General features: G+C 75.8%; 17 protein-coding genes. 9 read left to right on the forward strand and 8 right to left on the reverse strand.

Translation table 11 applies throughout. The annotated features are described in order from the left end of the window. Positions 1-121 precede the first annotated feature (121 nt). Together AC07A6_RS22565 and AC07A6_RS22570 are read right to left on the reverse strand one after the other, a co-directional pair. Positions 122-1,555 (reverse strand): ATP-binding protein, encoded by a 1,434-nt coding sequence (locus tag AC07A6_RS22565; protein WP_478778257.1) that lies wholly within the window; start codon positions 1,553-1,555, stop codon positions 122-124. Further along, on the reverse strand, positions 1,552-2,286 hold the full coding sequence (locus AC07A6_RS22570) for a response regulator transcription factor (RefSeq protein WP_386272805.1): 735 nt from the start codon (positions 2,284-2,286) through the stop codon (positions 1,552-1,554). The genes AC07A6_RS22565 and AC07A6_RS22570 overlap by 4 nt, the downstream gene beginning before the upstream one ends. Before the next feature lie 102 nt (positions 2,287-2,388). Between AC07A6_RS22570 and AC07A6_RS22575 the strand changes: the two genes are divergently transcribed. The 5 genes from AC07A6_RS22575 (at position 2,389) to AC07A6_RS22595 (ending at position 9,211) form a co-directional block, all read left to right on the forward strand. Further along, complete coding sequence (locus AC07A6_RS22575) at positions 2,389-4,626, forward strand: MMPL family transporter (protein ID WP_478778258.1); 2,238 nt, start codon at positions 2,389-2,391, stop codon at positions 4,624-4,626. Then, positions 4,623-5,354, forward strand: coding sequence for a hypothetical protein (locus AC07A6_RS22580; RefSeq protein WP_478778259.1), 732 nt, complete (start codon positions 4,623-4,625; stop codon positions 5,352-5,354). Before AC07A6_RS22575 ends, AC07A6_RS22580 begins: the two co-directional genes overlap by 4 nt. A 99-nt stretch (positions 5,355-5,453) precedes the next feature. Continuing rightward, entirely contained in the window at positions 5,454-7,517 is a 2,064-nt protein-coding gene (locus AC07A6_RS22585) for a SpoIIE family protein phosphatase (protein WP_478778260.1), read from the forward strand. Between the two features lie 52 nt (positions 7,518-7,569). Beyond that, on the forward strand, positions 7,570-8,676 hold the full coding sequence (locus AC07A6_RS22590) for an NAD(P)-dependent oxidoreductase (protein WP_478778261.1): 1,107 nt from the start codon (positions 7,570-7,572) through the stop codon (positions 8,674-8,676). A gap of 97 nt (positions 8,677-8,773) precedes the next feature. Continuing rightward, on the forward strand, positions 8,774-9,211 hold the full coding sequence (locus AC07A6_RS22595) for a hypothetical protein (protein WP_362467064.1): 438 nt from the start codon (positions 8,774-8,776) through the stop codon (positions 9,209-9,211). A 73-nt stretch (positions 9,212-9,284) separates the two neighbouring features. On the opposite strand, the gene AC07A6_RS22600 is transcribed toward AC07A6_RS22595, so the two are convergent. The 6 genes from AC07A6_RS22600 to AC07A6_RS22625 form a co-directional block, all read right to left on the reverse strand. Then, entirely contained in the window at positions 9,285-9,938 is a 654-nt protein-coding gene (locus AC07A6_RS22600) for a DUF305 domain-containing protein (RefSeq protein ID WP_478778262.1), read from the reverse strand. Positions 9,939-10,010: 72 nt separating this feature from the next. Continuing rightward, positions 10,011-10,436, reverse strand: a complete 426-nt coding sequence (locus AC07A6_RS22605; protein ID WP_478778263.1) for a DUF6153 family protein — start codon at positions 10,434-10,436, stop codon at positions 10,011-10,013. Between the two features lie 91 nt (positions 10,437-10,527). Further along, the gene (locus AC07A6_RS22610; protein ID WP_478778264.1) at positions 10,528-11,574 is read right to left on the reverse strand and encodes a tyrosinase family protein; all 1,047 of its coding nucleotides are present in this window, start codon (positions 11,572-11,574) and stop codon (positions 10,528-10,530) included. Further along, positions 11,561-12,145, reverse strand: coding sequence for a hypothetical protein (locus AC07A6_RS22615; RefSeq protein ID WP_478778265.1), 585 nt, complete (start codon positions 12,143-12,145; stop codon positions 11,561-11,563). Before AC07A6_RS22615 ends, AC07A6_RS22610 begins: the two co-directional genes overlap by 14 nt. A gap of 121 nt (positions 12,146-12,266) precedes the next feature. Further along, positions 12,267-13,313, reverse strand: coding sequence for an NUDIX domain-containing protein (locus AC07A6_RS22620; protein ID WP_478778266.1), 1,047 nt, complete (start codon positions 13,311-13,313; stop codon positions 12,267-12,269). Between the two features lie 123 nt (positions 13,314-13,436). Then, a complete protein-coding gene (locus AC07A6_RS22625) occupies positions 13,437-14,060 on the reverse strand; it encodes a LysE/ArgO family amino acid transporter (RefSeq protein WP_362467058.1) in 624 nt (207 codons plus the stop codon). A gap of 68 nt (positions 14,061-14,128) precedes the next feature. On the opposite strand from AC07A6_RS22625, the gene AC07A6_RS22630 reads away from it, so the two are divergent. The 4 genes from AC07A6_RS22630 to corA all read left to right on the forward strand — a co-directional run bounded on the left by AC07A6_RS22630 (position 14,129) and on the right by corA (position 18,713). Next, positions 14,129-15,034 (forward strand): LysR family transcriptional regulator ArgP, encoded by a 906-nt coding sequence (locus AC07A6_RS22630; protein WP_362467057.1) that lies wholly within the window; start codon positions 14,129-14,131, stop codon positions 15,032-15,034. 96 nt (positions 15,035-15,130) lie between these two features. Then, on the forward strand, positions 15,131-15,748 hold the full coding sequence (locus tag AC07A6_RS22635; RefSeq protein WP_362467056.1) for a dihydrofolate reductase family protein: 618 nt from the start codon (positions 15,131-15,133) through the stop codon (positions 15,746-15,748). A gap of 95 nt (positions 15,749-15,843) precedes the next feature. Next, on the forward strand, positions 15,844-17,511 hold the full coding sequence (locus AC07A6_RS22640) for a serine/threonine-protein kinase (RefSeq protein ID WP_478778267.1): 1,668 nt from the start codon (positions 15,844-15,846) through the stop codon (positions 17,509-17,511). Between the two features lie 119 nt (positions 17,512-17,630). Beyond that, the gene (gene corA / locus AC07A6_RS22645; RefSeq protein ID WP_362467096.1) at positions 17,631-18,713 is read left to right on the forward strand and encodes a magnesium/cobalt transporter CorA; all 1,083 of its coding nucleotides are present in this window, start codon (positions 17,631-17,633) and stop codon (positions 18,711-18,713) included. The last annotated feature ends 353 nt before the right edge of the window (positions 18,714-19,066 follow it).

The following is a 19,066-nucleotide window of genomic DNA, read 5'->3' on the forward strand; positions in this document are numbered from 1 at the left end:
TCTCCCCCCCCCCCCCCTCCCCCCCCCCCCCCCCTCCCCCCCCCCCCCCCCCCCCCCCGCCCCCCCCGCCCCCCCCCCCCCCCCCCCCCCCCCCCCCCCCGGGGGCCTGCCCGCCGGACGGCTACCCCGGCGAGGCGGGGAGGGTCAGGGTGAAGACCGCGCCGCCTTCCGGACCGTGGCCCAGGGCGGTGAGGGTGCCGCCCAGCCGGGCCGCCAGACGGTACGCGATGGCCAGTCCCAGGCCGCTGCCGACGGGGCGCTCGCCCCGGTAGCGCGCGTGCAGCGCACCCCGCTCGAACGCCACCGCCACGTCGTCCTCCGTCAGCCCCGGACCGCCGTCACGGACCTCGACCCGTACGCCGCCCCCCGCGGCCGCGGCGAGCGCCAGCACCACCGGCCGCCCCGACGGGGTGATCCGCAGGGCGTTGGCCAGCAGGCAGTCCGCCAGCTGCCGGACCCGGAATCCGTCGGTCCGTACGGTCGGGGCCTCCCCGTCCGCCGGGGGCTCCCAGCGGAACTCGACGCCGTGCCGGGCACAGCGCTCCCGCCACACCCCGGCGGCCCGGCCCAGCAGCGCCACCAGGTCCGTCCCGGCCGGCTCGACGGGGAACTCGTCCGCCTCCAGCCGGGCCAGGTCGAGCAGGTCGGACAGGAACCGGTCCAGCCGGCGCGACTCGGCCACCAGGACCCGGCCCGTCCCCGGCACCCGCTCCGGGGGGATCACCCCGTCCGCCAGGGCCTCCGCGTAGCCGCGCATCGTGGTCAGCGGGGTGCGGATCTCATGGGACACGGACAGCAGGAACTCGCGCCGGCGGTGCTCGCTGAGCTCCAGGGCACCGTCCAGTACGGCCATCGCACGGTTGAGCTCCGCGACCTCCCGCGGCCCGCGCCCCGTACGGCCGCCTCCCGCACCGCCTCCCGCACCCCCGTCCGCACCGCCGTCCGCGGCGGGTGCCGCGATGCCGCGCTCGCCGTCGGCCAGGCGGCCCGCCACCGCGGCCGCCCGGGTCAGCGGGCGGGAGATCCGCCGCGCCAGCAGCAGCCCGGCGGCACCGGCCCCGGCCAGCCCCGCGCACAGGGGCAGGGCCAGGCTGCGGCGCATCCGGGCGGCGGCCGCGTCCACCTCCTCCATCGGCTTGGCCAGCACCACCCCGCCCGATCCGAAGGTCCGCCCCTCGACCAGGACCGGCCGCCCCTCCAGCGTCCCGGTCGCCGACAGCGGCCGGCGCGTCAGCATCCGGTCCCGCCCGGCCTGCGACACGGCACCCGCGGCCGGCCCGCGCAACGTCCCCGAAGGCTCCAGCACCGCCAGGCGCACCCCGTCCGACCCCGCGATCAGCTGCTCGGTGTCCAGGAGCAGCGCCGACAGCCGCGGCACCCGGCTCAGCACCGCCGCCTGCCGGCCCAGCCGGTCGCGCTCCTGCGACTCGGCGGTGGCGCGCGCCGTGTACCAGGCGGCCACCCCGCTCAGCAGTACGGCGACCAGCGCGACCAGCCCCGCGAACAGCACCAGTTCCCGGGCGAGCGAGCCGCGCCCCGTCCGGTCCGCGCTCACCCGGGCTCCCCGGCGGCCGCACTGTAGCCGACGCCCCGCACGGTGCGGATCGGGCTCGCGGCACCGAGCTTGCCGCGGATCTGGGACACGTACACGTCAACCACCCGCTGGTCGCGGTGCGCCGAATCCCCCCACACCCGGTCCAGCAGCTGCGCCCGGGTGAAGACCTGGCCCCGGTGCTCCAACAGGTGGGCGAGCAGGCCCAGTTCCAGCGCGGTGAACTCCACCGGCACCCCGTCGACGTGCACCGTGTGCCGGACCGGGTCGACCCGCAGCCCTCCCGCCACGTGCACGGCCGCCCCGGCCCCGGCCCGGCGGTCCCCGCGCCGGAGCACCGCGTTCACCCGCGCCACCAGCTCACCCGGCGAGAACGGCTTCGTCAGGTAGTCGTCGGCGCCCAGCTCCAGGCCCAGGATCCGGTCCGCCTCGTCGCCGCGCGCCGTGACCAGCAGCACCGGCGTCCAGTCGCCCCGCTCCCGCAGCCGGCGGCACAGCGTCACCCCGTCCATCCCCGGCAGCCCCACGTCCAGCACCACCGCCGCCGGAGCCAGCCGGGCCACCGCCTCGAACCCCGCCGGGCCGTCGGAGGCCGTCTCCGTCCGGTAGCCGTCCCGCTCCAGGTACAGCCGCTGCAACGCGGCGATGTTCGGGTCGTCCTCCACGATCAGGACGAGCCCCTTGCGGGGGTGCATGACGACTCCGGTGGGGTACGGGCACGGTTCGCCGTTCATGCTAGGTGCGTCCACGAGCTCCCGCCCGCCACGGGGAAGGGCCTCACAGAGCCCTAACAATCGGCTCACGGCCCCCGAGCAATCACCCGCCAGGATCGGCCCATGCAACCCACCGACCAGGCCGGGCCGCCGCCCGGCGCCACCCCGCCCGGCGCCACCCCGCGCGGACTGCTCCACCGGACCGGCCGCGGCTGCGCCCGCCACCCCTGGCTCGTGATCGCCTGCTGGCTCCTCGTCCTGCTGGCCGCCGTCGGCGCCGACCGGGCCTGGGGCGGCCGCTACGAGGACGACTTCACCCTCCCCGGCACCTCCGTCCAGACCGGCGCCGACCTCCTCGCCGCCCACGGCGGCCCCACCGCCCGGGGAGTCCCCGCACAGATCGTCCTCACCGTCCCGGACGGGGACCTGGCCGCCCACCGCCCGGCCGTCGAGGCCGCCGGGAAACGGCTGGCCGCCCTGCCCGACGTGACCGCCGTCGCCGACCCGCTCACCACCCCCGGCGCCACCACCCCGGACGGCCGCACCGGCTACTACACCGTCCGCTTCGACTCCAACCCCGCAAGCTTCGAGACCTCCTACGCGGACCGCGTCGACGAGGCCGTCGCCCCGCTGCGCGCCGACGGCGTCACCGTCGAGTACGGCGGCCCCCTCGGGAAGCTCGCCGCGCCCGCCGGCGCCGACCGCGCCTCCGAGACCATCGGCATCGCCACCGCCGTCATCGTCCTGCTGCTGGGCTTCGGCAGCGTGGCCGCCGCCGCGTTCCCCCTGATCAGCGCCGTCATCGGACTGCTCGCCGGGCTCGCCGGACTCGGCCTGCTCGCCGCCGGCTTCAGCTTCGCCGCCGTATCGCCCACCCTCGCCGTGATGATGGGCCTCGGCGTGGGCCTGGACTACTCGCTGTTCCTCGTCACCCGCCACCGCAAACTGCTCCACACCCTCCCCGACCCGGCCGACGCCGCCGGGCGCACCGTCGCCACCAGCGGCCGGGCCGTCCTCGTCGCCGCCCTCACCGTGACGGCGGCCCTCGGCGGACTGTTCGCCTCCGGCGTCGGCTTCATCGGCATGCTGGGCATCGCCGCGGGGGCCACCGTACTGACCGGCGCCCTCGCCGCACTCACCCTGACCCCCGCCCTGCTGGGCCTGGCCGGCCGCCGCATCGACCGGTTCCGCGTCCGGACACCCGTCGACGAACCCGACGGCGACGGGGACGTCTGGCAGCGCTGGGCCGCCGTCGTCGGCCGCCGCCCCCTCACCTTCCTGCTGCTGGGCGCCACCCTGCTCGCGGTGCTCGCCGTACCGGCCGCGTCCATGCGGCTCGGCCACGTCGACGCGGGCGCCTCCCCGGCCGCCTCCACCGAACGCCGGGCCTACGACCTGCTCTCCGACGGCTTCGGACCGGGCGCCAACGGCCCCCTGACCGTCGTCGTCACCCTCGACAAGGACGGCGCGTCCGCCGAGGAACGCTCCGCCCTCGCCCGGGACCTCCGGCAGGCCCTCTCCCGCACCCCCGGGGTCGCCTCCGCCACCGCGCCCGCCCCCACCGCCGACGGCGCCCTCCTCGTCTCCACCGTCGTCCCCGACAGCGCCCCGCAGGACCCGGACACCGCCGCCCTGCTGCACCGGCTGGCCGACGAGACCCTCCCCGACACCCTCGGCCCGCACCACGCCACCGGCTACCTCACCGGCCAGACCGCCGCCCAGCAGGCCTTCCGCGACGTGCTCGCCGACCGCCTGCCCCTCGTCGTCGGCCTGGTCGTCGCGGCGGCCTTCCTCCTGCTGCTCGCCGTCTTCCGCAGCCCGCTGATCGCCCTCAAGGCGGCCCTGCTCAACCTGCTGTCGATCGGAGCCTCCTTCGGCGTCGTCGTCGCCGTCTTCCAGTGGGGCTGGGGGTCCGCCCTGCTCGGCGTCGACGAGAGCGTCCCCGTCGAGTCGTACGTGCCGATGATGATGTTCGCGATCGTCTTCGGACTCTCCATGGACTACGAGGTCTTCCTGCTGGCCCGGATCCGCGAGCACTGGCTGTCCGGCCGGGACAACGAGGCCGCCGTGGCCGCCGGACTGGCCTCCACCGCCCGCGTCATCACCTGCGCCGCGCTCATCATGACCAGCGTCTTCCTCGCCTTCCTCCTCTCGGCGAACCCGGTCGTCAAGATGCTGGCCCTCGGCCTCGGGGTCAGCGTCGTCCTCGACGCCACCGTCGTCCGGCTGGTCCTGGTCCCGGCGACCATGAACCTCCTCGGCCGCGCCAACTGGTGGATCCCCGCCTGGCTGGACCGGATCCTGCCCCGCCTGGACCCCGAGGGCGGCCACGACCACCACGCACCGGAGGCACGGGCATGAACCCCACCACCACCGCACCACCGAGGCGGCCCGCCCCGGCACCCGGCACCCCCCGCCGCCGACGCGCCCGGCTGCTCCTCGCCGGAGCCCTCGCCGCGGCCCTGCTGACCGGCGCCGCCGAGGCCGCCGCCACCGCCGCAGTCGAGGGCCGCGTCGAGGACGCCCTGCGGCCCCGCCTCGGCCCCACCCACGCCGACCTGCACGGATCCGGCCTGCTGGCCCTCGCCCGGGGCCGGGCCGCCGGGATCACCGTCGCCGGGGACGACGCCCCCCTCGGCCCCGTCACCGGAGCCGCCGTACGGCTGCGCCTGGACGGGACCACCCTGCGCGGGAGCGGACGGGGCACCGTGGACGCCGCCCGCGGGCGGATCACCGTACCCGCCGGCGCCGTCCGGGCCTGGCTCGGCTCGTCCGGCCTGCCCGTCTCCGAGGTCACCCCCGACCCGGCCGCCGGCACCCTGCGCCTCGGCGCCGGCCCCGGCGGCGCGCTCACCGTCACCCTGCGCCCCGAACTGCGCGGCGGACGGCTCGGCTTCACCCTCGACGGCGCCACCCTGATGGGCGCCCCGGCCCCCGAGCGCCTCACCCAGGGCATCCGCGACCGCCTCGCCGTCCGGCCCCCGGCACCGCCCGGACCGGCGCTGGAGCCCACCGCCGTACGGATCACCGAGCGCGGTGTCGAGCTCACCCTCGACACCGGACGGCTGCGCCTCGCCGGCGGCGGGTGACGGGCCCCGGGAGGCGGCGGCACCCGGACCGGCAGACGATGGAGGCGTGCAGGCCACACGAGCCGGCCGCCGCCGGCGGGACCCGATGGACGAGGCCCCGTGAACGGACAGGTCCCGGTCGACGAGCTGATCAGCAGCGCCGCGCAGGCCGCCGGCGGCTGGCTGGGCGCGCTGCCCGTCGCGCTCGTCGCCACCGGCGCCGACGGGACCGTCGTCCGCTGGAACCAGGTCGCGCAGGAGCTGCTCGGCTACACCCCGCCCCAGATGCTCGGACGCAACATCGCCGACCTGCTGCACCCGGGAGCCGACCGCAGCCTCGGCCGCTCCCTGTGGGAGGCGGCCGCCTCCGGACGCGGGGTGATGGGCACCGTCACCGCCTGGCACCGCGACGGGCACCCCCTGGAGGTGGAGATCTGGGCCTCCCCGGTCTCCGACCGCCAGCACGGCTCGACGGTGCTGGTCTTCGCCGCCGACGCCCATGCCGCCCGCCGCATCCGCGGGAGCTCGGCGGTCTGGGACGGCCTCTTCGCCCGCTCGCCCGTGGGCATCGCCATCCTCGACACCCAGCTGCGCTTCCTCCAGGTCAACGCCGCCCTCGAAGCCATGAACGGCCTGCCCGAATCGGCGCACGTCGGACGCCGCCTGGCCGAGATCCTCCCCGAGGTCAACGCCCTGGAGATGGAGGAGGCCATGCGGCAGGTCCTGGAGACCGGGAACCCGGTGCTGGACCGCCGCCGCGTCGGACGGACCCCCTCCGAACCGGACCACGACCGCGTCTGGTCCTGCTCCTACGTCCGGGTGGAGGACCCCGCCCGCATGCCGATCGGCGTGATCGCCTCCCTCGTCGACATCACCGAGCAGCAGCGCGACCACGTCGAAGCCGAAGCCGGCCGGCGCCGCCTCGCCCTGCTCAGCGAGGCCAGCATGCGCGTCGGCTCCAGCCTCGACCTGGAACGCACCGCACAGGAACTCGCCGACCTCGCCGTGCCGCGCCTCGCCGACGCCGTCACCGTCGACGTCCTCGACGCCCTGGCCCGCGGGGACGAGCCCGGCATGGGGCTGACCGGCGGCGCGGCCCTGCGCAGGCTCGGCCGGGCCCCGCTGTCCGGATCCCGGGTCACCGACATCCTCGCCCCCCTCGGCCGGACCCTCACCTTCCCCGCGACCGCCCCCTACACCCAGGCCCTCGCCGCCCGGCAGCCCTTCCTCATCGCCCGCCTCGACGAACAGGCCGTCGCCCCCGCCGCCCGCCACACGGCGAAACCCGCCCAGCTGCTCACCGCGGGGGTGCACTCCTTCGTCATGGCCCCCCTCGTCGCCCGGGAGTCCGTGCTCGGCGTCGCCACCTTCTACCGCACCCGCCCGGTCGGGCCGTTCACCGCCGAGGACGTCACCCTCGCCGGGGAACTCGCCGCCCGGGCCGCGCTCAGCATCGACAACGCCCGGCTCTACCACCGCGAGCACGAGACCGCCGTCATCCTCCAGCGCAGCATGCTCCCGCAGCACATCACCCCGCCGCCCGGCATCGAGGTCAGCCACCGCTACCTGCCCGCGAGCGACGTCAACGAGGTCGGCGGCGACTGGTACGACGTCCTCGCCCTGTCCGGGGGCAAGGCCGCCCTCCTCATCGGCGACGTGATGGGCCACGGCATCGCCGCGGCCGCCGTCATGGGCCGCCTCTCCGCCTCCGTACGGTCCCTCTCGCGCCTGGACCTCTCACCCGTACGGCTCCTGCACCAGCTCGAAGCCGCGCTCGCGGACCTCGCCGAACCGATGCTGGCCACCTTCCTCTACGTCGTCTGCGACCCGGCCACCGGACGCTGCACCGTCACCCGCGCCGGACACCCGCCGCCGGCCCTCGCCCTCCCGGACGGAACCGTCCGCCTCCTCGACACCCCGCCCGGGGTCCCCCTCGGCGTCGGGGGCATCGCCTTCACCCCCACCGAGGTCGAAGTGCCCCCGGGCAGCCTCCTCGTCCTCTACACCGACGGCCTCATAGAAGCGCGCGGCAGCGACCTCGACGAGCGGCTCGGCGAACTGACCCAGCTGCTCGCCGACCCCCAGCGCCAGCTGGACCACCTCTGCGACTCGCTGATCACCCACCTCGTCCCGGCGGCGGCCGACGACGACATCGCCCTGATGGTCGCCCGGGTCGGCGGCTGATCCGGCGACCCCGCCGGGCCCGTTGTCAGTGGCCCCGGGCACGATCGGACGCATGACACGGGGGACGCGCACGGAACGCAAGAGGGTGCTGGTGCTGGACGCCGCGCCGGGGAAGCTGCTCGGGCGGGAGCTGGAGCGGCTCCTCGGCCACGGCCTGGAGGTGACGCTGAACCTGCGCCGCGTCGCCGACCCCGGCGCCGCGCGGGCCGAGTGGGCCGGGCGGGTGGAGTTCACCGACTTCGACGCCTTCGACGGGGAGGCACTGCTCGCCGAGACCCTCCGGGACGGGGCCGGCCACGACGCCGTCAAGTCCCGGGGCGGCGTACCCATGCGCGCGGACTTCCTCGCCGCCGCCACGGCCCCCGGGCAGGCCCGCCCGCTGCGGGTCATCGGCCGGGCCGGCGCCGGCACGGACCACGTCGACCTGGCCGCCGCCGCCCGCCACGGGGTCGCGGTCACCCACACCCCGGGATCCAACGCCACGGCCGTCGCCGAGTTCGCGCTGGCCCAGCTGCTCGCCCTCACCCGTGACCTCCGCGCGTACGACGGGGCCGCGCACCAGGGCCGCTGGCGTTCGCCGGCCGCTCCGGCCCGCGGTCTGCCGGAGCTGACCCTCGGCATCGTCGGACTCGGCCGGACCGGACTGGCCCTGGCGGAACGGGCCGCCGCCCTGGGCATGGACGTACGCGGCCTCGCGCGCCGCACTCCGGCGGGCGGCGCCCCGGTACCCCTGGCGGAGTCCCTTCCCGCGCTGCTGGCCGGCAGCGACGTGGTCTCCCTCCACGTACCGCTCACCGACAGCACCCGCGGGATGATCGGGAAGGCCGAACTGGCGCTGATGCGCCCGGGGTCGGTCCTGCTCAACACCGCCCGGGGCGGCATCGTCGACGAGCAGGCCCTCGCCGACGCGCTGCGCGACCCCGGCCACCCCCTGGCGGCGGCCGCCGTGGACACCTTCGCGCACGAGCACGCCGCCTTCGCCTCTCCCCTCTTCGGCCTGCCGGGCGCCCTGCTGACCCCGCACATCGCGGGGATGACCGGCAGCGCCATGACCACGGCGGCCCTGAGCTGCGCGGACCACGTCGCGGCCCTGCTCGGCGGGCGCCCCGAGGGGGTGCCCGTGGCGACGGCGGAGGCCGCCGGGGACTCGTTCGGGTGAAGTCAGGCCTCAGGGCGAAAGGGGTGGGTAAGCCTGCCGCCGAGGTTCCGTGCACCATGCACCGGAGCCGATCGTCCCGGCCGCCCCTGGAGGGCCCATGTCCATCGCACGCCGTATCCCCCAGCTGCTGACCGCCGCCTCCGTCGCCGTGCTCCTCTCCGTCGCCGGAGCGGGCCTCGCCGCCCCGGCGACCGGAGCCACGGCCGCCGTGGCGGCGGAGCGTCCGGCCCGGGTGCCCGGGTTCAACGCGGGCGGGGTGTACGAGATCTACCAGAGCAACGCGACCGTCCACGTGGACTTCTCGCAGAACGCCGAGGGGCGCCTGTTCGGGTCGGTGCGCTCCGGCAACACCGTCGGCAACGTCCGGGAGGGCTCGGTCGACGGCCAGCAGATCTACTTCGTCATCGCCTGGTCGCACGGCCCGGTGGGCCGCTACACCGGAACGCGGGGCCCGGACGGCCGCCTCTCGGGTACGACGTACGACCTGACCAACCCGTCCAGCCAGGCGACCTGGCGGACCGAGCGCAGGTTCTGAACGGCCCGGTTCCCGGAGGACCGGAAGGCCGGGGAGCCCCGCGAGTGGGTGCGGGGCTCCCCGGCCGTCGGGGTCAGCCCTTGCCGAGGAGCTTGTTCATCCGGGCGATCTCGGCGCTCTGCGAGCTGATGATGGCGGCGGCCATGTCCTTGGCGGGCTGGTACTTGCCGTCGGCCTGCTCCGTCTTGGCCATGGCAACGGCACCCTCGTGGTGCTTGACCATCAGGTCGAGGAACGCGGTGTCGAAGGCCTTGCCGGAGGCCTTCGTGAGCTGCTCCATCTCCTGGGCCGTCATCATCCCGGACATGGAGTGGCCGCTGTGCCCGCCCTGCGCGGCATCGGCGGCCGGGACCTGCTCGCCCCAGGCCGTCAGCCAGCCGGACAGGGTCTTGATCTCCGGGTCCTGGGCCTTCTTGATCTCGGCGGCGAGCTCCTTGACCTCGGCCGATTCGGCACGGGTCGCGGCGAGGTCCGCCATTTCCACCGCCTGGCGGTGGTGCGGGATCATCCCCTTGGCGAAAGCGGTGTCGGCGGCGTTGTTCGCCGCCTGCGCCTGGCCGGCGGAGGCCGACGGGGACGCGGACGCGGACGCCGGGGCGTCGTGGCCGCCGTCGTGCGCCGAGGAGCCGGAGTCGGCCTTCCCGCCGCAGGCGGCGAGGACGAGTGCGGCGGTGGCGGCCGCGGCCAGCGCGGTGGTGCGGCGGATCAGGGAACGCTTGACGGTCATGGTGGTGCTTCTCCTGTTGAGGTGCGTACGGGCGTGCGTGCTCGGCCGGCGGGAACGCCGGCGGGGCCGCGCCTATACGCGCAGGAGTTGCAGTTCGCTCAGTGACGGGGGCGCGCGCCCGCAGGCCGTCGCCCCGAGCACGACCCCGTGCGGGGTCCCGGCACCGGCGGGCGTCCCGCCGGGCGCGGGCGCCGGCGCGTACAGCACCGGGGCGCCGCTGGTGCCGGACGCGGCGCAGGTCGGGTCGGCGTGCTGGGCGTGGCCGCCGGAGGGCCCCTCGTGGCCGGGGCCGTCGGCGTGGACGCAGTCACAGGGGTCGGCCGACGGGTGCTCCGCGGCCGCCGAGTAGGCGGCGGCGTGTGCCGCGGCCGGCGGGAGGGCTCCCGGGCCGAGGCCGTGCATGCCGACGATCCCCATGAGCACGGCCAGTACGAGGAGCAGCCGTGCGGGCAGCCCGGAGGGCCTCCCCGCGCGTCCGGCCTGCGTACTCGTCCTCATGGCGGCATCGTAGAGGACCCCCTGGAAATACTCCAAAGGGGTAGGGGGTATGTCGCGGAACCTGTCGCTCCGGGTCCGCTCACAGGTCCGCTCACGGGGCGGCGTACCGGTAGCCGACCGCGTCGACCGCCGCGGTGTCCAGCATCCCGCGCACCGTCGCCGCCGGTTCGGCGGAGAAGTCCGGCAGCATCGGCTTGACCGCGGGGTCGAGGTCGACGTCGAAGCCCGGCGCGTCGTGCACCCAGGGCCACATCACGTCGTCGATCCGGTGCCCCGTCGGCGCCTCCTCCAGGCTGAAGGGGGAGCGCTGGTGCTGCGGCGGATAGTGGTCGGACGGTGTGGAACCGGGCACGGCCGCGAGCCGCCCGAGCTGCCAGTTCGCCCACAGCCGGTCCACGTTCGCGTGGTGGAGCCAGAACACGGGGTCGTTGGGGGAGTAGGCCCCCGACATGTGGCCGCCGACGAAGTTGTGGCCCCGGTTGTGCGTGCGGGGGGTGACCGACGCCGCGCCCTGCTCCAGGACCAGCCAGAAGAACCACAGCGGATGCGCCCCGGGCTGCACCACCAGGAGCTGCTCCAGCTGGGCGATGCGCGCCGCCGGGGGCGGCCAGCCCACCCCCACGCTGCCCCGGGCCAGGCTGCTGCCGAACTCCTCCGCCAGCAGCGGGTGCACGGGGAAGCCGTTCGCCCCCGCCGGCCACCAGGCCGGCCGATCCGGCACCGGCAGGGGGTCGCGCAGCGGCCCGTCGGCGACCGGTGCGGGGCCGCCCGTGCGCAGCGAGCCGAGGAACTCCGGCACGAACACCCTGGCCACGGCCCCGGTGTGGTCGCTCCAGTCCCAGTACGGGATCGTGACCCCCGGTACCTCCGCCTGCAGGGCCCGCTCGAACTCCCGCAGGTACTTGCGGTGCCACGCGCAGAACCCGATGTCCCAGTGGCCGTAGTTGACGCGCTCGCCGGGCGGCAGTCCGGGCGCGATGACGGCCATCACGGCTCCGTGCAGCGCGACGAACTGGTCGTAGACGCTCACCCCCGCCGGACCGCCGGGTGCGGGGCGGTGCTTGAGCCGCACGACGGCCTGCAGGAACGCGTCACGCTGGGCCGCGGTGAGCGAGGCCGCGCTCCTACGGATGTCCATGGCCGCCACCGCCCGTCGCCCCGCCGTGTCCGTGGCCGCCGTGGTCCCCGTGGTCGCCGTGCCCGTCGTGGTCCCCGTGGTCGTCCTCGTCCCCGCCGCCGTCGTCCGGTCCGCCGTGGTGGTGTTCGAGGTGCCCCGTCGCCGGCACCGGGTGCAGCCCGGCGAAGAACGGGCGCGCGGGGTCGTCGGTGAGCAGCCGGGTGAGCAGCGAGCGGAAGGTCTCGGCGGTCCTCGTGTGCAGCACCAGCTCGCTCTGGTACATGCTCGCCGGACCGAGCCCGATCTCCAGGACAGCCCCGGCGCGGTGCGTCTCCACCGTCACCGGCGCCTCCTGGATGCCCGTGAGCCCGCAGTGGAGGGTGCCCTCCAGGCAGCCCGCCAGTTCTTCGAGCCGCTGCGCCGTGCAGCCCTCGAAGGGGGAGAGGGTGGTCAGCAGCCGCAGCCGCTCGAAGAGCATCAGGGGACCGGTGACGGTGATCCGCAGCTCGGTGCTGTCGGCCAGCAGGTCGACGAGGCTCGGCCCGCCCTTGGACAGCACCACCGAGGCGGTGCTGGGTGGCGCCGGGTGCATGGGCCGCCCCTTTCGGCGGTGGGAGCAGGTCGGGCCGGGGGCGTACGAACGCCCCGGGCCGTCGCCGTCGAGTCTCCCGCCCCCCGGCCGCCCCTGCGATCCCGCGAAGGCCGAACGGGTCTCAGCGCGGGCCCGCGCGGCGCCCCGAGTGGAGTTCCAGCGGGCCGGAGCCCTCGGCCAGGGCCGTCAGGCAGGCCTCGATCTGGCGGCGCAGCTGGGGCTTGACCAGACCCCGCAGCTCCTCGCGGCCCGCCGTGCGCCACTCCAGCAGCTCGGCGGGCGGCAGCCGGATCGCGGCGAACTCGGCCGGGCCCAGGACCCCGCCGTCGTAGAGGAAGCGGATCCGCGCCGGATAGCCGGGCCGGTGGGTCCAGTTGACGGCGAGGAGGCGGCCGGGATCCCGCTCCAGCCCGGTCTCCTCGCGGACCTCGCGCGCCGCCGCGTCCCGCGGGGTCTCGCCGAGGTCGCTGTCGACGCCGCCGCCGGGCAGCAGCCAGCGGCCCGGCTCGCCGTAGCCGGGCCGGACCAGCAGGACCCCGCCGGCCCCGTCGGTGAACAGCACGTTCGCGGCGGTGAGGGCCTTGGGCCGGGCCGCGCGGTGGCCGGCCGGGTCGTAGCAGCCGGAGTGCTCCAGGGCGGCGCGGTCGGCCGGGTCCAGCCCGGCGGGGGAGCCGGGCTGCGGGACGCCGTCGACCAGGTGCGCGACGGAACCGGAGTACAGGGCGGCCAGCCCGGCGCGCAGCCGGGGCGCCAGCCGTTCGGGCAGCTGCTCCCCGGCCTCCTCCGGGGTGAGCCAGCGGGCCTCGGCGACCTCGCCGTCCGGGTAGGCGATCCCTTCCGCGTCGGCGTCGGTCAGCGGCCCCACGAGGTACGCGTGGACCACGAGCGAGCGGCCGAGCGCGCCCGGCGCACAGGAGTCCACCGCCAGCAGCCGGCCGACCGGGACGGACAGGTTCAGCTCCTCCTCCAGCTCCCGGGCCAGGCCCTGTTCCGGGGTCTCGGTGTCCTCCACCGTGCCGCCCGGCAGTTCGAGGCCGTCCTTGTACGAGGGGGTCAGTACGAGGACCCGGCCGCGCCCGTCCAGCACGATGCCGGTCGTGGCGACGAGCGGGGACGGCTGGGCCGCGTAGTAGGCGCGTACGGCCTCGGGCGACGGGCGGTCGGGCACGGCGGCGGCTCCGGGGGCGGGGAGAGGGGAGGGGAGGGGAGGGGGAGGGGAGGGGACGGGACGGGACGGAGTACCGGCATCGGTACCGGTCCACCGGAACCAGTACCACGCCCGGGCCCGACCTCAGGCGCGGGCGAGGAGCATTCCGCCCATCGTGACCATCGTGGCGGCCACCAGCCCGTCCAGCACCCGCCAGGCGCCGGGCCGCGACAGCGGGCCGCTGAGCAGCCGGGAGCCGTAGCCCAGGGCGGCGAACCAGATCAGGCTGGCCAGTCCGGCCCCGATGCCGAAGGCCCAGCGCAGGTCGCCCCGGTCGGCGGCCAGAGAGCCCACCAGCAGGACGGTGTCCAGGTAGACGTGCGGGTTGAGCCAGGTCATGGCCAGGCAGGTCAGCACCGCCGCCCGGACGGAACCGGCCGTGGCGCCCTCCGCGGTGAGGGCCGCACCGGGGGCGGGGCGCAGCACGCGGCGGGCCGCGAGGATCCCGTAGCAGATCAGGAACCCGCCGCCCGCGATGCCCACGGCGGTCAGGGCGGCCGGCCAGGCGGTGACGAAGGCGCCGACCCCGGCCACGCCGAGGAAGATGAGCACCGCGTCGGAGACGGCGCAGATCGCGACCACCGCCAGGACGGCGTGCCGCCGCGCGCCCTGGCGCAGCACGAAGGCGTTCTGCGCGCCGATCGCGACGATGAGGGAGAGGCCGGTACCGAAACCGGCCAGCAGTGCTGTGGTGATGCCGTTCGTCATGGTCCGACCGTAAGGACCGCGCGCCCCCGCGTACAGCTAAAGATGTTTACGTATCATTAGCGTCTGTGATGGACGAGCTTCCCCTGGAACAGGTCCGGACCCTCCTCGCGGTCGTGGACGAGGGCACCTTCGACGCGGCGGCCGCCGCCCTGCACGTGACGCCCTCCGCCGTCAGCCAGCGGGTCAAGGCCCTGGAGCAGCGCACCGGACGGGTCCTGCTGATGCGGACCAAGCCGGTCCGGGCGACCGAGTCCGGAGAGGTGGTCATCCGCTTCGCCCGGCAGCTGGCCCGGCTGGAACGGGACGCCCGCGCCGAGCTGGGCATGGGCATGGCCGACGGCCTCGGGCCGGTCCGGATGCCGATCGCGGTCAACGCGGACTCGCTCGCCACCTGGTTCCTGCCCGCCCTCACCCGGGTGCCGCAGCGGCCGCCCATCTGCTTCGAGCTGCACCGAGAGGACGAGTCCCACACGACGGCCCTGCTCCGCGAGGGCCAGGTCATGGCGGCCGTCACCTCCTCGCCCGACCCGGTGGCCGGCTGCACGGTACGGGCGCTGGGACTGGTCCGCTACCTGCCGGTGGCCAGCCCCGACTTCGCCGCCCGGCACCTGACCGGGGCCCCCGCCCGGGACCTGCGGGAAGCCCCGCTGATCGTCTTCGACCGGCGCGACGCCCTCCAGGACGACTTCGTCCGCGCGCTCACCGGCGGCGCCTCGCCCGCCTCGGCCGCACGGCACCTCGTACCCACCTCGGAGGGCTACCGGGACGCGGTGGCAACGGGCCTCGGCTGGGGGCTGGTCCCCGAACCGCAGGCGGAACCGCTGCTGGAGACCGGCGCGCTCGTGCCACTGGCGCCGGGCCGGTGGCTGGACGTACCGCTGTACTGGCAGCAGTGGAAGCTGGACTCGCCCGCGCTCGCCCTGGTCGCCCGGGTGGTCGCCGAAACGGCCATGGAGGAACTGCGGCCGGTCTGACCGGACGCGCTGCCGCGGCCTGGATGTGGCGGGCCGCCCCGGGGCGTCTACTGGTACTGGAAGGCGGCAGGACCCCACCTCCCCCGGAGCGCCCCGATGAGGAAGATCACCGCAGAGCTGTTCATCTCGCTCGACGGCGTCGTGGAGGCGCCGCACGAGTGGCACTTCCCCTACTTCGACGACCGGATGGGAGCGGCCGTCGACGCCGTCGTCGGCTCCGCCGACACCCTGCTCCTCGGCCGCAGGACGTACGACAGCTTCGCCGGGGCCTGGCCCGGCCGTGAAGCGGACGGCGGCGAGGACGCCGACTTCGCCAAGCGGCTCGGTGACGCGCGGAAGATCGTCGTGTCGCGGCAGCCGCTCGACTTCACCTGGCGCAACTCCGAACGCCTCGACGGGGAACTCGTCGAGGCGGTCACGGCGTTGAAGAACGAGCCGGGCGAGGCCCCCATCGTCATCAGCGGCTCGGTGTCCGTCGTCCGCCAACTGCTGGCCGCCGGACTGCTGGACCGGCTACAGCTGCTCGTCCACCCCGTCGTACTGGGCAAGGGCCTGCGCCTCTTCGAGGAGGGCGAGCCGGCGATCCCGCTCGAACTGCTCTCCTGCGAGGCCTTCGACACCGGCGTGCTCAACCTCTTCTACGCCCCCGCCGAGCGGCCCGGCAGCGCCGGTTACGAGGAGGCGAAGGCCCATCTGCCGCGCGGTGAAGGGTAGGGGGTGTCCGCCCGGACCGCCCGCCGATCATGCCTCTACGCTTGTGCCCCGTCAGAGCGTCGAGACGGACGACCGGTCGTGGAACGGAGCATCGGGTGCCAGCGGGCCAAGCGGAGGAAGCGAACGACGGGGACCTCGTCGGCAAGGTGCTCGGAGGGCGCTACCGGGTGACCTCCGTGGTCGGCCGGGGCGGCATGGGCGTGGTCGCCCGCGCCGTCGACGAACTGCTCGCCCGCGAGGTCGCCGTCAAGGTCCTGCGGGCCTACACCGACGCCAGTGACGCCGAACTGGCCGACCTGCGCACCCGGATGGAGCGCGAGGCGCAGGCCGCCGCCCGGATCCGGCACCCCGGAGTGGTCACCGTCCACGACGTCACGCACGAGCAGGGCCTGCCCGTCATCGTCATGGAACTCGTCGACGGGCCCTCGCTCGACGACTCCGTGACCCGGTACGGAGCGCTCGACCCGCAGGAGGCCGCCGCGATCGGCGCCAAGCTGATGGACGCGCTGGACGCCGCGCACCGGGCCGGCGTCCTGCACCGGGACGTGAAGCCGGGCAACGTGCTGCTGGAGCGGGGCGGCCGGGTCGTGCTCACCGACTTCGGCATCGCCACCATCGAGTCCTCCGACGACGAGGCCCTCGCCAAGCTGACCCGCAGCGGTCAACTGGTCGGCTCCCTCGACTACCTGCCGCCGGAGCGCGCGCAGGGCCGGGAGCCCGGCCCCGCCTCGGACATCTGGTCGCTCGGGATGACCCTGTACGCGGCGGTGGAGGGGGTTTCGCCGTTCCGCCGCACCTCGGTGTGGTCCACCCTCGCCGCCATCGTCGGGGACCCGCTGCCCGAACCGCGGCGCGCGGGGCCGCTCGCGCCGGTGCTGCGGGCGCTGATGGCGAAGGAGCCGGAGCACCGGCCCACCGCCGAGCAGGCCCGCGCGATGCTGGAGCAGGTGGCGGCGGGCGGCGCGGCCCCGGTGGCCCCGGCCGCGCCCTCGCCGTACGCGCCCGGGCCCGCGGCGGCGCCGGCTCCCGGATTCGGGCCCCCGCCGGCGGCGGGTCCCGGGCCCGGTCCCGTCCCCGGGGGCGGCGTATCGTTTCCGCAGCCCTACGCCCCCGCCGCCCCGCAGCCCGGTTTCCCGCCGCAGGGCCCCCCGCCCGGGCAGACACCCACGGTCGCCCGGTCCGGCTCGGCGGACGCCGACCGGGCGCGCCGCCGCAGCCGCGCCGCGATCGCCGTCGCGGTGGTCGCCGTGCTCGCCGCGGGCGGGGTCACCTACGCCGTGACCTCGGGCGGCGGCGGCACGGAAGTCGCGGCGCCGACCCCGGCGCCCGGCGGCTCCCCGACGGGCGCCGCGGTGGCCACGTCCACCCCGGCCCCCTCGCCCTCCGCCTCGGGACCCACGGCCAAGCCCTCCGCGAGCACCTCGAAGAAGCCGGGCACGCCGTCGCCCTCCGGGAAGTCGTCCTCGCCGACGCCGGGCGGGCCCAGCCCCATACCGACGGGCTGCGCGGGCTGGACCCACAAGGACCCGAAGCCGGGCACGTACGGCTACATATCCGGCGACCACCACCTGCTGGCCGCGCCGTACCAGCAGTGCGCCCAGGGCGCTCTGGTCAAGGACGGCACGAAGCTCTGGTACCACTGCTACATCGTCAACTCGTACGGCAACCAGTGGACGTTCGTGCGCGTGGAGGGCACCAACGCCACCGGGTGGCTCTACAACCGGGACCTCAAGGGCCAGAAGGGCTCCTCCCCGGCCTGCTAGGCGCGGGGCGGGGCGGGCCAGGGGCGGCAGGGGCGGTGGGCGCGGGCGCGTGGCGGAGCCGCCGGCCGGGCGGTGGCAGACTGGCCGCTGATCCGCCGAAGGGGAGTACGCCCGTGTCCATGTTCAGCAACCTGCGCCGTGCCGTGCGCCGTGGCTACCGGCGGGCCGTCGACCTCAGCCACCCCGCCCGCTCCCCGCTCGGCAGTGCCGTCGTCAACTGCGTGGTCTACCAGGACGGCATCCGCCAGGACGGCTGCGCGGAGGTGGAGGAGGCCCTGCGCCGGGTCCGCAAGACGGGCGCCGGCTTCGTCTGGATCGGCCTGCACGAACCCTCGCAGCAGGAGCTGGCCGGCCTCGCGGAGCTGTTCGGCCTGCACCCGCTCGCCGTCGAGGACGCCGTCAACGCGCATCAGCGGCCGAAGGTGGAGCGGTACGACGAGACGCTGTTCGCCGTCTTCAAGACCGTGCGCTACGTCGAGCACGAGGAGCTGACCGCGACGAGCGAGGTGGTGGAGACCGGCGAGCTGATGGCCTTCATCGGCGAGGACTTCGTCATCACCATCCGGCACGGCGGACGCGGCACCCTCGGCCCGGTCCGCGAGGCCCTGGAGGCGGAGCCGGACCAGCTGGCCAAGGGGCCGGCGGCCGTCCTGCACGCCATGGCGGACCACGTGGTGGACGACTACGTGGCCGTCACGGACGCGGTGCAGAGCGACATGGACGCCGTGGAGACGGCCGTGTTCAGCGAACACGGCGGCCGGGGCGACGCGGGCCGGATCTACCAGCTCAAGCGCGAGCTCCTCGAACTCCGCCGCGCGGTGGCCCCGCTCGGCCGGCCCCTCCAGCACCTGGCGACGCAGCCGATACCGGTGATCCCGCCGGAGGTCCGCGCGTACTTCCGCGACGTCGCCGACCACCTGACGCGGGCCACCGAGCAGATCGGCGCGTACGACGGCCTCCTCGACTCCATCCTCCAGGCGCACCTCGCGCAGGTGACGGTCGCGCAGAACGAGGACATGCGCAAGATCACGGCGTGGGCGGCGATAGTGGCCGTGCCGACGATGGTCTGCGGGGTGTACGGGATGAACTTCGACCACATGCCGGAGCTGCACTGGACGTACGGCTACCCGCTGGTCCTCGCGGTGATGGCGGTGGCCTGCTTCGTCATCCACCGGGGGTTCAAGCGCAACGGCTGGATCTGACCGTTGCCCTGGCCGGGCCTCTGCCCTGGCCGGGCGGGGGGCGGGGTGGGCCGTTGCCCTGGCCGGGCGGGGTGCCCGTGCGGGTGCAGGCCGCTGCCCTGCCCGGCGGGGTCCGGGTGTGGCCCGTTGCCCAGCTCGGCGGGGCCCGGGTGCGGGCCGTTGCCCTGGCCGGGCGGGGTGCCCGTGCGGGTGCAGGCCGCTGCCCTGCCCGGCGGGGTCCGGGTGTGGCCCGTTGCCCAGCTCGGCGGAGCGCGGGTGCGGGCCGTTGCCCGGCCGGGCGGGGTGCCCGTGCGGGTGCAGGCCGCTGCCCTGCCCGGCGGGGTCCGGGTGTGGCCCGTTGCCCAGCTCGGCGG

Source organism: Streptomyces sp. NPDC044002 (assembly GCF_056434525.1).